General features: G+C 48.4%; 12 protein-coding genes and 1 tRNA gene. 4 read left to right on the plus strand and 9 right to left on the minus strand.

Translation table 11 applies throughout. From position 1 onward, the window contains the following. Positions 1-31 precede the first annotated feature (31 nt). The 8 genes from B2739_RS00530 to B2739_RS00565 form a co-directional block, all read right to left on the minus strand. Complete coding sequence (locus tag B2739_RS00530) at positions 32-1,228, minus strand: DUF418 domain-containing protein (RefSeq protein ID WP_331343928.1); 1,197 nt, start codon at positions 1,226-1,228, stop codon at positions 32-34. A 93-nt stretch (positions 1,229-1,321) separates the two neighbouring features. Beyond that, positions 1,322-1,397: transfer RNA gene (locus B2739_RS00535), tRNA-Phe, on the minus strand. Between the two features lie 183 nt (positions 1,398-1,580). After that, complete coding sequence (locus tag B2739_RS00540; RefSeq protein WP_331343929.1) at positions 1,581-2,147, minus strand: phosphoribosyltransferase; 567 nt, start codon at positions 2,145-2,147, stop codon at positions 1,581-1,583. Positions 2,148-2,286: 139 nt separating this feature from the next. Then, entirely contained in the window at positions 2,287-3,504 is a 1,218-nt protein-coding gene (aga27, locus tag B2739_RS00545) for an alpha-galactosidase Aga27 (protein ID WP_331343930.1), read from the minus strand. A 151-nt stretch (positions 3,505-3,655) separates the two neighbouring features. Beyond that, positions 3,656-5,026, minus strand: a complete 1,371-nt coding sequence (locus B2739_RS00550; RefSeq protein WP_331343931.1) for a mannanase — start codon at positions 5,024-5,026, stop codon at positions 3,656-3,658. 20 nt (positions 5,027-5,046) lie between these two features. Continuing rightward, positions 5,047-6,288: an AGE family epimerase/isomerase gene (locus B2739_RS00555; RefSeq protein ID WP_331343932.1), complete on the minus strand. Its 1,242-nt coding sequence runs from the start codon at positions 6,286-6,288 to the stop codon at positions 5,047-5,049. A gap of 4 nt (positions 6,289-6,292) precedes the next feature. Next, positions 6,293-7,474: a 4-O-beta-d-mannosyl-d-glucose phosphorylase Mgp130 gene (gene mgp130, locus B2739_RS00560; protein WP_331343933.1), complete on the minus strand. Its 1,182-nt coding sequence runs from the start codon at positions 7,472-7,474 to the stop codon at positions 6,293-6,295. Between the two features lie 142 nt (positions 7,475-7,616). Beyond that, entirely contained in the window at positions 7,617-9,488 is a 1,872-nt protein-coding gene (locus B2739_RS00565) for a sodium:solute symporter family protein (protein WP_331343934.1), read from the minus strand. A 213-nt stretch (positions 9,489-9,701) separates the two neighbouring features. Here B2739_RS00565 and B2739_RS00570 point away from each other — a divergent pair, with 213 nt between their 5' ends. From B2739_RS00570 to gshA, 3 genes are all read left to right on the plus strand, one after another. After that, on the plus strand, positions 9,702-10,703 hold the full coding sequence (locus B2739_RS00570; RefSeq protein ID WP_331343935.1) for a LacI family DNA-binding transcriptional regulator: 1,002 nt from the start codon (positions 9,702-9,704) through the stop codon (positions 10,701-10,703). Between the two features lie 81 nt (positions 10,704-10,784). After that, positions 10,785-11,117, plus strand: coding sequence for a hypothetical protein (locus tag B2739_RS00575; RefSeq protein ID WP_331343936.1), 333 nt, complete (start codon positions 10,785-10,787; stop codon positions 11,115-11,117). 118 nt (positions 11,118-11,235) lie between these two features. Beyond that, positions 11,236-12,849 (plus strand): glutamate--cysteine ligase, encoded by a 1,614-nt coding sequence (gshA, locus tag B2739_RS00580; RefSeq protein ID WP_331343937.1) that lies wholly within the window; start codon positions 11,236-11,238, stop codon positions 12,847-12,849. A 76-nt stretch (positions 12,850-12,925) separates the two neighbouring features. Here gshA and B2739_RS00585 read toward each other — a convergent pair whose 3' ends face one another. Next, complete coding sequence (locus tag B2739_RS00585) at positions 12,926-13,474, minus strand: flagellar basal body-associated FliL family protein (RefSeq protein WP_331343938.1); 549 nt, start codon at positions 13,472-13,474, stop codon at positions 12,926-12,928. A gap of 222 nt (positions 13,475-13,696) precedes the next feature. On the opposite strand from B2739_RS00585, the gene B2739_RS00590 reads away from it, so the two are divergent. Next, complete coding sequence (locus B2739_RS00590) at positions 13,697-14,194, plus strand: disulfide bond formation protein B (protein WP_331343939.1); 498 nt, start codon at positions 13,697-13,699, stop codon at positions 14,192-14,194. Positions 14,195-14,341: the final 147 nt, after the last annotated feature.

A 14,341-nucleotide genomic window follows, 5' to 3' on the forward strand; every position in this document is an offset into this window, starting at 1 on the left:
TTGCTATGAAAGAACCGACTACTTAGAACTGTTATTGAACCTGATACACCAAGCGATGCCACCACCATTCAAGCGGTCCATAACGGAAGCGTGCGAGCCACCAGCAGGCGAACATACACTGGAACGACCAGATAAGCAGAGTGACTAGCACCACTTGTGAAAGCGACAATTGGCCATACCACCCCAGCCCATAGCCATAAAATAGCAGCGTACAAATCAGCGATTGCATGATGTAGACGCTCAGCGACATACGCCCCACAGCCGCAAGAACTCGCGCGAAAAATGATCCACCTGCCGCGCGACACCACAGCATCGCCATCAGCACATACGCAACCCCCAGCAAACTACTACCCCAAAAATGGAGCTCATATCCATAGGTGTAGACATAACCAGCGGCAAACCCATAGTGGATGCTTTTGTACAACCCAATCGCAATCAGCAACAACCCCGGCACGCCGGTTAGTGCGATTAACCGGCGATAGTGATCAGCACTCACTTGCAGGGTTAGCAATCCGCAACGCGCCAACACTATCCCCACCAACATCAGCGCGATGGTTGACCACCCCGTCACAAGCACGCCCAGCTGCAGCCCAACTGCCGTTCCAATCCGTTCAAGCGCAACTGCACCCCAACCCTGTTGATAGTGCGCAACCTCTGCGGCGATTTCATCTGCCGTTTGGTAAGCCATCAGCTCATTCATCACCTCGGGGAAAAAAGCAGCCATCACCACATTGGGCAGCGCACCGATTGCGAACAGACCGGCACTTATTTTGAGCAGCAACACAGTGTCATAGCGACGCAAATGCCAGACCACCCAGCCACACACAGCATAGGTAAACAACACATCGCCATCCCACAGCAAATAGCTATGCAGCAAACCAAACACCAGCAGCCACATAAGCCTGCGGTACTGCAACTGATCAACAAGCTGCCTCTCACTCCCGGCTTTATGTTCGGCAAAAAGCCAAAGACTCGCACCAAATACCACGCTGAGCATGGTGATAAATTTAGTGTCGGCAAAGATATGCAGCACATACCAGAGCGCGCGATCTACGCCACTAGCGCCCACCATCAAAAACGGATTGGCACGCACCACTTCCGGCAGTGCAAATGAATACATATTGATAAGCAAGATACCGAGCACCGCGATGCCGCGTGCAGTATCAAGAGCAGCGATGCGCTGCGTCGTAAGCGCAGGCTGTACATTGAGGGCTTGGTTACTTTCCATCGTCAATACATTCCAGATACGCAAGCAAAGCGGAGGGCAAAAATATACACCCAATAAAAAACCCGAAGTTCGCGAGAACTTCGGGTTTTAATATGGTGCCCAGACCCGGAATCGAACCAGGGACACGAGGATTTTCAATCCACTGCTCTACCGACTGAGCTATCTGGGCGTGTCGTGCTTGCTGTGGCGGTAGCCACGCTGCAAGAGGCGCGTATTAAACCCGTTTGGTCTTTTTGAGTCAACACAAAAGTTGAAAAATTCCTGCTTTATCGCCTGTCGAATAACAGGTTTTCGCTCTTGGGCAGGATTCAATTACGCATTTGGTATTTTTCCTATTCAGGGCGATTATTTTTTATCCTTTTTTCAGATGCGCAAGGGTAGCAGCCACCTCCTGACCTTTTCCTTGCAAAATTTCCTGCGGCGTCAGGCCACATAACTCGTGCGGAAAAACCAACCAGCGGTCGGTTGCATGAACATAAAAATCAGGCGTAATACTGGTGGTATTGCGCGCTGGTTTATACCAGGGGCATGCCACTTTTATGATGCCGGGCGCATTGCGGCGGGATTTCCGCTTGATTTCCTCTATCACCGCCATGATCGAACGGCCGGAGTCAAACACGTCATCGACAATCAGCAGCGATTGGTCGGCATCCACATTGTTGACGATGTAATCAAGCCCATGCACACGAATATCTTTGCTTTGTTGATCGATACCGTAATACGAGGATGTGCGTATTGCGATATGGTCGGTCGGCACACCGGCATACTCCAGAAATTCCTGCACAGCAATGCCCACTGGCGAGCCGCCGCGCCATACACCCACAATAAAATGCGGGCGAAAACCACTGAGGAAAATTTGCTCTGCAAGCTTGAATGAATCCAACAACAATTCATTTGCGCTAATAAAATATTTATCCATCTCACCTCCCAACATACGCAAGCTGCTCGATAGCAAACGGCTTTATGTGAAAAGTGTAGGTGCAAACAGCATAAGCCACAATAAAAAAGCCAGCGCGTGCTGGCTTTTTTATTGTGTTGATACAGTGAAACCCTGACGATTATTGCGGACTCAAACGCAGCACAACAACACCATGGGCAGGAATACGGGTTGTGTATTGGCTGCCCGTAGTACCTTTTTCACCGGTCCAGATATCGCGCCAGTTGAAGCGTTTTTTATCAAAGAAAATTTCATGCTTGCTAATATCGTCTTTCATGTAATGGAAATTCCAATCCAGACTGTAATCGCGTGCAACATCATCGCGATTTAAAAACAGCACCGCGTAATCACCTTTTTCCAATGGCTTGATAAAAATTTCAATAGCGCCTTCATCAATCCACTTCATGGCCTGGATTCCCAACTTATCCTGATTAATCGCCAAGGTGTCTTTGTGGGTGAGCAATTGCTTGGTAGCGTCGCTCATGTTGCGCAAATCATTTCCTGCAATCAGTGGCGATGCCATCATCGCCCACAACGAAAAGTGTGCGCGATCTTCATCAGCCGTCATACCATTGCCCACTTCCATCATATCCATATCATTCCAATGACCGGGGCCTGCAAACTTGCGCAAACCTGTTTGTTTATCAAGGATCGGCAACACGCCCCATGAAGACCATGAGCCGTGATTGTGCTCGCAGTTCCAGCAAGGATAAATATCACCTGTGGTGCGCCATGAATGGCCAACATCTTTTGCCCAGTCCCATGGTTTGTTATCGCCCCACTCACAAATACTGAACAACATTGGCCGCCCTGCTTTGTAAATTGCATCGCGCATGGTTGAGTACGCAGAAACGGGATTAATATCTTTGGTATCGCACCAATCGTATTTCACGTAATCGATCCCCCAGCTCGCATAGGTGAGCGCATCCTGGTATTCATGTCCACGGCTGCCCGGGCGACCTGCACACGTGGTGTTACCTGCATCAGAATAAATACCAAGCTTTAAACCTTTTGCGTGAACATAATCGGCAAGCGCTTTCATACCGGACGGAAAATGTTTTTTATCAGCTTGGATAAAGCCATTTTTATCGCGCTCGCCGTGCCAGCAATCATCGATATTAATGTATTCATAACCCGCCGCTTTCATGCCGCTATTGACCATTGCATCCGCCATTTCGCGAATCATTTTTTCATTTACGTTACAGCCAAACGTATTCCAACTGTTCCAGCCCAATTGTGGTGTTCTGGCGACTTGTTCAAATTTTTGTGCGCTGGCTTGCGCGCCCACCAACAAACCCAATGCGATAAAAACCCATCGAAATATAAACTGTGTTGTCATGATGCTCCCCCGTGTAATAAACCGTATTGATAAATTTATGTAGATATTTTTTTAAATTACTCCACCGTATTACTAATCATATAAATTAATAATTTGGCAAAAAAAACTGCAATCAGGATTGCAGTTTTTCAATTGCCTTTCGGATGGCGAACTAAGGTTGAAACCGTGCGTTAAATTCTTTCATGATAGCGATGGTAGATTTATCGGTATCAAACACGCCATACATTCCCTGCTCCTCTTGTGGTGGATCCCCCATAAAATCATCGCCTTCTTGCCACCAGAAATTTTCACGCGTTGTCCTGCCTGCGCCATTCCATGCCCACAGGTTGTAGCCTGCACTGGGCTCACCTTTTTGTGCGCTTTCAAGCAACACGTTGAATACCTCGCGAAAATAGCGATCGCGATATTCTGTTGTGGTATCTATTGCATAGGCGCCCATATCACGATCCAAACCAAACTCTTCCAACACCAGCGGTTTATTCATTTGTTTAGCGATATCAATATGCATACGCATGTAACGCTGTGCTTTTTCCCATGCTGGTGGCCATGTTTCAGCGGGTTTGGTTTTATCAAACCAGCCCCAGTTGCGAATCCACATATGGTAGGTGAGGTAATCAATATCCGGCGTTGCATGTGCGCGCACAAATACATCCAGATCATTAACCGAACCCATTTCACCCTCACTGCCACTGCTCACCAAATGATGCGCATCAAGGCTCTTGATATAAGCAGCGGCTGTATGCATCCAATTGATATAAATCTCTTTGTGCTCTTGGGATGTGTGTGAATTGCCGGGGCGAGGTTCATTGGCCAATTGCCAGGACATAATCGTTGCATCATCGACATAGAGTTTGCCATTAATGCTATTCACGCGCGTAATGATTTTTCTCAAAGTGTTGCGATATTCCTGTTGTGCTTTTTCGCTGCGATAAAAACTGGCCGAGTTGGCCATAAACGATTCCCACTGCTGGGTCACATTGGGATCTTGCATAGGCTCACCCGTAATCCAGCTCATGTATTGGCTCATGCCGCCTGACCACTGCCAAAAATTATTGAAATAAAGCACTGCTGTCATATCGCGCTTGGCAAGTTCTATCAATAAATAATCCAAACCTTGCAGCAGGTTTTCATCGTAATTACCAAAGCCATTAGTAACCGCAGGTTTTACCGCAGAATTAATATCGCTTTGTTCGGACACCGCGAGCACCCGGATATTATTCACACCAATGGACTTAAGCGTATCCAACTCCTTGGCCAAGCGTGTGCGGTCACCAACACCACCCGGCGCACCCAAGTAAGCGGCGTACCACATGTTCACACCGGTGATGACATAAGGCTTGCCATTTTTTTCAAAACGCACGCCTTTTGCCTGGACAAAATCCGCTACATTTTTTGCGTCTTTGGCATCGTCAGGCACACCTGATACTGCTGGAGCTGTTGTCGAATCGGTACAGGCGATAACACCAAATAAAATAACAAGCGCGGATAACAAGCGAAGCAGCAGTGGGAAATAATTATTCATTATGTAATTCCAACAAAAAATTAGCTGTGTGTTTGCAAATAGCGGATCGCTTCCATCATGGCACGCCCGTTGTGATAAGGGCACTTCCAGAAGCCTACTTTGTAATAAGAATATTGATCGGGCTTATCTAAATTGGACAGCCAAAACCATTCACCTTTTTGGTGATCAATCTGATACTGCTTGATAAATTCCCACACATTGACTGCCGCAGTAAAAAATCGCTGCTCGCCACTGGTAGCATAGGCATACAAAAAACCAACCAAGGCTTCTGCTTGCACCCACCAGGTGGTATCGGTGTTGGCTGTTTGGGTTGCGCGATCATAAGAGTCAATCACTTGTCCGTAACAACCCACCGCCTCATTCAACGTAACCTCTGCCACCTTGAGCAGCGTAGGAGTCAAGGCCCGGGTGTAATGTTCATCACCTAATGACTCCAATGCTTTGGCAATTAACCAACTGGCTTCAATATCATGGCCGTAGGTGTAACCGGGCGAAAAATCATTCCACTGCAAATCCATAAACATCCGCAGGTGATGACTGCTGCGGTCGATCATGTAGCGATCAAACATCCGGATATTATATTCAAGCGCCGCGCGTATACCGGGTGCCGGATGTGCCTGATGCAAAGTGGTGTAAGCCTCCATGATATGTAAATGCGTATTTTGTGATTTGGGATAATTCAAATCTTTTTCACTCAAACGCAAATCATCAATCGGTTTCCATTCGCGCGTGAAGGCTTCCAGATAACCCTCATTAATAGGATCAATACCGTACCGTTCTACCAACTCAAAACATTCCAGTGCGCGCACCAACACCTGCTCATCTTTTGTTAATTCGAAATAAGCCACCAGCGCATAAATAGTGAACGCCTGTGCATAAATTTGTTTTTTGGTATTGATGGGGTTTCCTGCTGCATCTAATTCCCAATAGACACCACCAAATTCCGCATCAAAAAAATGCGTAACAAGATAGTCATAGGCACGCTGCGCGCAGTCGCGATAACGTAAGTCATCCAACTGCTGCGCAACCTCGCTAAAAAACCATAAAATGCGTGCATTCAAAATAATGCCTTTGCTGGCATCGTTTACCGGACGATTGCCAGCATCGATTTCGCCATAAAATCCACCGCGCTCCAGATCTGGCGAATACGTCGCCCACCAATCTGCGATCGCGATCAATTCTGTATGGAATTCCTGCATCATTACCGCAGCCTGGGCTGCGGCATCAATAACAATTGGCTCTGGTAAAACAGGATGCCCCATCTGCTTATACCCACTCTTTCAGAATGGACAAATTCGCACTGATCAACTCATTGCGCACCGCGACAGATGCAGCAGAGCGCAAACCATCTTCCGGAGTGTTTTTGCAGTAATCAATCAGTTTTTCAACCGTTGATGTCGCAACATGCATGCGCGTGTCAGATGACGCGTAATAAATAAATACTTCATTTTTTTCATTCACGATCCAACCATTAGAGAACGCCACGTTGGACACATCGCCTACACGCTCATCACCGTGCGGCGCAATAAAATGCCCGGCAGGGCGATGAGTAACAACCCATGGGCGCTCCAACTCGGTCATGAACATATAAAGCACGTAACGCAAACCAGCCGCCGTGTTGCGCACACCGTGCGCGAGATTCAACCAACCCTCTGCGGTTTTAATCGGTGCGGGGCCCTGGCCGTTTTTTACTTCTTTGATGGTGTGATAAACCTTGCCATCCACAATCACTTCGGATTTCACTTCAGCTTTGGTCATATCATCAACCAGACCCCAACCGATACCGCCACCGGCACCCACACTGATAAAACCATCTTGCGGACGCGTGAACAAACCGTATTTGCCATCAATAAATTCCGGATGCAACACCACATTGCGCTGCTGGCCCGAGTAAGTCACCAAATCCGGCAAACGCTCCCAGGTAATTAAATCTTTAGTGCGCGCGATTCCGCATTGCGCCTCTGCAGCAGAAGTATCATTCGGATGATTGAGATCTTTGCGCTCGGTGCAAAACAAACCGTAGATGTAACCATCTTCGTGCGCGGTCAAACGCATATCGTACACATTAGTGTCAGGACGATCTGTTTCTGGCAGGGTGATGGGGTAATCCCAAAAACGGAAATTGTCGATACCATTCGGGCTTTCAGCAACCGCAAAAAAGGATTTGCGGTCAACACCTTCTACGCGCACAGCCAAAATATATTTTCCATTCCAATAGAGCGCACCGGAATTAAACGCGGCATTCACGCCCTGGCGCTCCATCAGAAAGGGATTGGTTTTTTCATTAAGATCGTAGCGCCAAAAAATGGGGGCATGGGCAGCAGTAAGAATGGGATTTTCATAGCAGTCGTAAATGCCATTTCCATTCGCTTTTACTGTATTTTTTTTTGTTACCAACGCGTCGTGCTGCTGCAATAGTGCCTTGGCTTTTTCTTTAAAACTACTCATGCGTCAAATACTCCGATGAATTTATCAATGTATTGCCCTGCACTGTGCTTCATAACCAGCGGGCATAAAACGTAATCGATTACACTGGTCGTTAAAATTTTTTTGCACTGCAGAGACATCCACAGTGCAAAAAAATTAACGGTCAGGATTTTGTTAACAGATGCTCGTCATTTGTGTTTTGCAAAACACCAGCAGGCGTATCTGCCGGGTAGTCTTCCAATTTTTTATACCAGTTAAACCACAAGAAAATGCTGGTAACCAATGCAATTGCCATCGCCGATATAAATTCCGGCCAGTGCTTGATCACCATAAAAATAGGCGCAGCAACCAACGAGGTTTGCCATACCACCCCCACCACCACGTTGAGCGCATCACGTGTGAAATTTTTATTGCTGCCCAGATGTGGATACTCTTTTTGCACTTCGGCAAGCACCGGTGCCCAGAAGCCCCAAGGGCGTACCTTGGCATAGAATTTTTTCAATACTTCCATATCGTCCGGCGCGGTGAGCAGCGAGCCAATCACGCAAGCAGCTATACAAGCAACAAACATAAATGGAAAAGCATTGATTGGTGATATATCGGTAAAGATCAACGGGAAGGCAATCGCAAAACCAGTCACCATTCCCCAGAAATAGCCGTAGCCATTAAAACGCCACCAATACCACTTAAGAACGTTGGATGCGGTGTAACCACCGTAAAGTGCGCTCACCAACCATTGGATCACCTGATTCAAGGTAGGAATGAAAAAACCGATCGCCACACCCAGAATGACGAACAACACCGAAATAACATAACTCATACGTACATAAGTTTTTGGATCGGCATCCGCATTGATGTAACGCTTGTATAAATCATTGACCACATACGCCGGTGCAGCATTAACGGTGGCAGCAAAGGTTGACATAAATGCGGCGAGCAAGCCTGCGATTAACAAACCCAATAGGCCACTCGGCAAAATTTCACCCGCTAACACCATTGGCAGGATTTGCTCAAAATCCAAATTCTCGCCCATTGCATTTAAATCGCCCATAAAAAATCCGAGCGCAAGTACGGTTAATCCGGCGATCAACATGTAGCGGGGGAACATCAACACCACCGTCACAAAGCCACTCATTTTGGCGGCTTCTTTCGGCGTTTTTGCTGAGAGTACGCGCTGCATATCGTAAGTTGGCTGCGGACCGGCCATGCTTTGCAACACGCCTTTGAACAACATCAGCATAAAAAAGATGGCAAACAATTCATAACCATCGGCATCGATTTTAGCCTGCGCTGCCGCGAGCTTTTCCGACCAATCCAGATGCAATTCCCAGCTGAAGAAAATACTGGTCCAGCCCTGGGGAATCACCGCATTTAACATCTCGGGAGAGACGCGTTGCATCGCAATAATGCCCACTGCAATACACGCAACTGTCATGATAAAAAATTGCAGCACCTCGGTGAAAACTACGCTGAACATGCCGCCTTTAACCACATACAGAGTGGTGATGGCGGTGATGATCAGCCCGTAATAAACATCGTTCATGTGCGAGTTGCTGGATAACTCCCACGGCATAAACACCGCCGCAAATTTTCCGATGCCGATGAAACCGTAAGCGATAAAGCCAATCACATTCACCAGCGCAAACACCACCACAATCAGATGCGACAGGCGCGCACCTTTACCTTCGCCAAAGCGAAACGTAATCCACTCAGCGCCAGTCATAACACCAGAGCGGCGCAACCATACCGAGAGGAATACCATCAAAAAAATCTGGTTGAACACCGGCCAAAGCCAAGGGATAAACACGCTGGTGAGGCCATACACAAACAGCAAATACACCAACCACATGGTGCCGGAGATATCGAACATGCCCGATGCATTCGACAAGCCCAATTGCCACCAGGACAATTTATTCCCACCCAGAAAATAACTTTTAATATCTTGCGACGCGCGACTGGAAATCCAGAAGCCCACCACCAAGGTCGCCAATACGTAGGCAAATATGATGGCAATATCCAGCAGGGGAAGATTCATGAACAAATTCCAACGTTATTATGTAAACCGGCACGCAGCCACAAAAAGATATATTAAATAAGACAATAAGTGACATACTTAACTAATGTAACCGTTTACATTTAATTTTTCTAGTCTCTTTTCATGAGCTGTAGTAAATTTTCCGGCAAATAAGCAGATTTCGTGCAAATCCAGCACCATTTCACTCCTGCCGACAGCCTAAGGTTGCCCCCTATGTCGAATATTCGCGATGTCGCCCGCTTGGCCGGTGTATCCGTTGCCACCGTTTCCCGAGCCCTGAGTAACCCGGAGAAGGTATCCCCAGAAAGTCTGGAGAAAGTCCATAACGCTATCGCTCAGGTGGGCTATCGCCCCAATATGTTGGCGCGCAACTTCCGCTCGGCGCGCGCCTACGCAGTGGTGGTTCTGGTACCCGATATCGCCAACCCCTTCTACTCATTATTTATCCGCGCTCTGGAAGACCGCGCGCAACAGAAAGGCTATGCCGTTCTTCTGGGCGATACCCGCGGCACTCCGGAACGCGAAATGGATTACATCCGCCGCGTGGAAACGCGCCTGGCTGACGGCATAGTGCAGCTGCGCCCGAGTTCCGAGAAAAGCCAAAACAACATCCCGCCGGACATCCCTTGCGTCAATGCCTGTGGTTGCGAATACACCACCGGTCCTGCGATCCGCATCGACAACCGCGCTGCCGCCAAAACCATGGTGAATTATCTGATCTCGTTGGGGCACAAACGCATCGGGGTAATTTCCGGCCTGAAAGACAACCCCCACGCGATAGACCGTCTGGAAGGCTATAAAGAAGCAATTGCCGAGGCCGGTATCCCCTTTGAAAAAGACCTGATTGCCGAAGGTGACTTCACTATGTGGTCAGGCCTGAATGCGGCATTCCAATTCTGCAATATGAAAAACCGCCCCACCGCGATTTTCTCGATGAACGATGAAATGGCCATCGGTGCCATGCAAACCTTGAAGAACCAGGGCATCCGCATTCCGGAAGATATGTCGGTCACCGGCTTTGACGATATTGCCTACGCCAAGTATTCCGACCCCAGCCTCACTACTATTTCCCAACCGGCTGAAGAGATGGGCAAGATGGCGATGGATATGCTGCTGAAGGTCATTGAAGGCGAGCCACTGAGCCAACGTGAGTGCGTACTGCCAACGGAATTTATTATCCGCAAAAGCACAGGACCAGCGCCGGCAAAGAAATAACTTGAACTCAGCCGCCATCACCCCCACATGGGCGTCTGGTTATTGTTACAAACGCTGGGTATTTGTGAATAAAGGTGGACTATGAGCGACCTGTTTATCCTTCAAAATCAGGATTTACTGTTTCTGGGCAAACAAAATAATTGGGTTGATGGCCGGGATCTGGGTGCACTGTTCAAGACAGTGCACAAAGACGAAGCCATCAACCAGATGTTTGAAGCCAGCTCAAAAGATTACAAACAGCGCATTAAAGTTGTCAGTTGTGCCGCAAATGAAAAAGGGCTGCCCGTTATCGACCCCTCTATCATGCCTGAGCCACTCCCCAAAGTAGGTAAAGACCTGCTGGATACGCTGGAGCAAGATGCTGCCGCACAAGCCTCTCCGCCTCTGCCTACCGAATCAGCCGACATACACTAAACTGTGCCCAATAGCCCAACGCCAGAGTGAATCTGCTTCCCATTCCCGTGGAGGGTTTGGATACGCCAAACCGCAGTATCCAAACCTCCTGACTGCGCTTGCCGCCAAGGAACCTGAATTGTCATTACCTCAAGGTTTACATACTTCATTACTTGAAACCTTTACCGAGCCAACTGCGAACGCCAGCTTGCGTGGTATTTTGCGCGGATTGGAAAAGGAAAGCCTGCGTGTTACACCCGCTGGCACCCTGGCGCAGACAGATCACCCGCACTCGCTGGGATCGGCACTGACGCATCCGCATATCACCACTGACTACAGCGAAGCATTGCTCGAATTTATTACCGATCCGTTCGATGATGTCGCGCCACTGTTGGCGCAGCTTGACGATATTCATCGCTTTACCTACCAGCAACTCGCGGCCAACAATGAGCGCTTATGGCCAGCAAGCATGCCGTGCATACTCGGCGGTGATAACGAGATTCCCGTCGCGCGTTATGGATCATCCAACAGTGGAAAAATGAAAACGGTGTATCGCATTGGGCTCGGGCATCGCTATGGTCGCGCCATGCAAACCATCGCAGGCATTCACTACAACTTCAGTTTGCCCGATGATTTCTGGCGTGTGCTGCAGGCGCAATGCAACAACCAACAATCGCTGCAAGATTTCAAAACCGAGCGTTATTTTGGTTTAATCCGTAATTTCCGCCGCAATTTTTGGTTGTTGATTTATTTATTTGGCGCATCACCCGCTGTCAGTTCCTGTTTTGTAAAAAATCGCACGCACAAATTGCAACCTTTCCCCGCTGCCGAGCACACCATGTATTTGCCATTTGCGACTTCATTGCGCATGGGCGATTTGGGTTATCAAAGCGATGCGCAAAAATCCCTTGTAGTGAACTACAACAACCTTGGTGATTATTTAAAAACTTTGTGCGGCGCCATTACCCAGAGCCACGCTGATTACGAGAAAATCGGCGTAAAAGACAGCGAAGGAAATTACCAACAACTCAATAGCAGCTTGCTGCAAATCGAAAATGAATTTTATTCCAGCATCCGACCAAAACGTACCACCGGACGTGGCGAGACAGCGTTACAAGCGCTGCGCTTGCGCGGTGTGGAATATGTGGAAGTGCGCTGTGTCGATTTAAATCCCTACGCCCCTTTAGGTATTACGACAGAGCAGATGCAAGTGATGGATGCATTTTTGTTGTACTGCTTATTGAGCGACAGCCCGGAAACAGATGAGCGGGAATTTTATCAGGGGCAAGAAAACCAAAAGCGTATTGTGAACAGCGGCCGCGATCCCCAATTGCAATTACAACGCGGAGATAAAGACACCCCCATGCAGCAATGGGCAAACGAAATTTTACGCGGTTGTAGTGCATGCGCTGCGTTATTAGACCAAGCCAAAGGCGGCGATCATTATCAACAGGCAGTCTCGGCACAATTTGCAAAAATCGATAACGCCGAATTAACACCTTCTGCGCAGGTGTTGCGAGACATGGAACAATCGCACCACAGTTTTTATGCGCATGTATTGGCACAAGCGGAACAGCATCGCGCCTATTTTTCCGGACGTCCGCTGATGGGCGAGTCTTTTACCGAATTTACGCACATGAGTGAAAAATCATTACAGGCACAGCGGGATTTAGAGGCAAGCCAGCAACCCGCTTTTGATCAATATCTGGAAAATTATTACGCCCAGTATCGCGGCTGCAGCTGCGGAACTTGATTAATTAAAAATAACGGCGATCGGGTTAACCCAATCGCCGTTATTTTTCACGGTAGTTGTTTAGGCAATTTTTGTATTACTTTTGCACTACGAAATTATTAAAAAATAAATCTGACGCAGGGCCTTTTACCGGTTTTAGATCAGCAAGCGATGGCACCGCAGATGCGGCTTCTTTCACTTCAGCAGTATCACTAACGGCGGAAGCCTTTGCGCTGCCATTGGTTTTGCTGTGCCCTGCATCATGGCCATCCACACTATGCCCTTGCACTTGCAACAGTGCTTTGTTGATTTCCGATAACGCATAAAGGCGCACATACTCTTTACCTTCCGGTGTACTGATGCTCTCCTCGGTCTGGGAACTGAGAATACTGATCATGCGATCGCGGATCAGTGGTAAGTGATGCATCACTTCAGTTGCATTTTCAGCATTTTCCGCGCGAAGCGACAACTCCACTTTGATATAGCGGGGCTTACTGCCAGGACCACCATAATTCACCACTAAGGCGGGTGTCAGCGGAATATAGTTGACGCCTTCCGCCATTTTAGTGCCGCCGCCAGACGCCAGCACTGGCAAGGCCAACATACTTCCCATCCACACGCCCAATCTCTTCAACACAGACTTCATACCCGCTCCACTCATTTGAACTTGTCCTGCTTTTTGCGTTCCAACGAACGCAATAATGCCTCAGCCCCAAGCATAGACTATTTCACCCATCCGCCAAGCAGGCTTTTTCGCAACAGAAGGAACACGAAAGGCTGGCTCTGGCGCGAACTTATTGCTTACCATTAGCACCGCACACCCCAGACAACACACACAATACAAAATAGAAACGATTAAGGATTTCCTATGATCCCTGGCATTCGCACAACCAACCTGATCATCTTCATCACTTGTACCGCCATGATGCTCGCTGCCGCCTACATGGAGCACGTCATGAAAATGGTTCCCTGCTCACTCTGTATCACCCAGCGCGGCTTTGTTGTATTGACCGGTATCATGGCTCTGCTTGCCGCAATCCATAACCCCGCCACCACTGGCCGCCGTGTTTATGCTGCACTCGGTATTATCAGCCCCATCCTCGGCGCTTGCTTTGCTGGCCGCCAACTCTGGTTGCAAAGCTTGCCCGCCGATCAGGTGCCTGCATGCGGCCCCGGGCTTTCCTATATGTTTGAAGTTTTCCCTTTTATGGAAGCGATGAAATTGTTATTGCAAGGCGATGGCAACTGCGCCCATGTCGATAAAATTCTGGGCGTCAGTCTGGCCGCATGGACATTTATCGCATTTATCGGACTCGCTGTCGTGAATCTATACCAACTCATACGCAAGGACCACAAAGCCGCCTAAGCGGCTTGCCCTTGCGAATCAGATGGCCTATTGTGGCAAACTCAAAACAACAGCAGCCTGCTTGCTGTTATCTGGTATACAGCCTGCTCTGTGCCGGAATACCCGATAGAAAAACAGGCTGCGCCTGAACAACGATAGGATTAACTG

Source organism: Cellvibrio sp. UBA7661, assembly GCA_002483365.1.
GTDB lineage: Bacteria > Pseudomonadota > Gammaproteobacteria > Pseudomonadales > Cellvibrionaceae > Cellvibrio.

Coding starts and splice junctions, on each gene's coding strand:
- B2739_RS00550 (WP_331343931.1), bottom strand. CDS start 5,026: ATGAATAATTATTTCCCACTGCTGCTTCGCTTGTTATCCGCGCTTGTT.
- aga27 (WP_331343930.1), bottom strand. CDS start 3,504: ATGACAACACAGTTTATATTTCGATGGGTTTTTATCGCATTGGGTTTG.
- B2739_RS00565 (WP_331343934.1), bottom strand. CDS start 9,488: ATGAATCTTCCCCTGCTGGATATTGCCATCATATTTGCCTACGTATTG.
- B2739_RS00585 (WP_331343938.1), bottom strand. CDS start 13,474: ATGAAGTCTGTGTTGAAGAGATTGGGCGTGTGGATGGGAAGTATGTTG.
- B2739_RS00590 (WP_331343939.1), top strand. CDS start 13,697: ATGATCCCTGGCATTCGCACAACCAACCTGATCATCTTCATCACTTGT.
- B2739_RS00555 (WP_331343932.1), bottom strand. CDS start 6,288: ATGGGGCATCCTGTTTTACCAGAGCCAATTGTTATTGATGCCGCAGCC.
- B2739_RS00540 (WP_331343929.1), bottom strand. CDS start 2,147: ATGGATAAATATTTTATTAGCGCAAATGAATTGTTGTTGGATTCATTC.
- B2739_RS00575 (WP_331343936.1), top strand. CDS start 10,785: ATGAGCGACCTGTTTATCCTTCAAAATCAGGATTTACTGTTTCTGGGC.
- mgp130 (WP_331343933.1), bottom strand. CDS start 7,474: ATGAGTAGTTTTAAAGAAAAAGCCAAGGCACTATTGCAGCAGCACGAC.
- B2739_RS00570 (WP_331343935.1), top strand. CDS start 9,702: ATGTCGAATATTCGCGATGTCGCCCGCTTGGCCGGTGTATCCGTTGCC.
- B2739_RS00530 (WP_331343928.1), bottom strand. CDS start 1,228: ATGGAAAGTAACCAAGCCCTCAATGTACAGCCTGCGCTTACGACGCAG.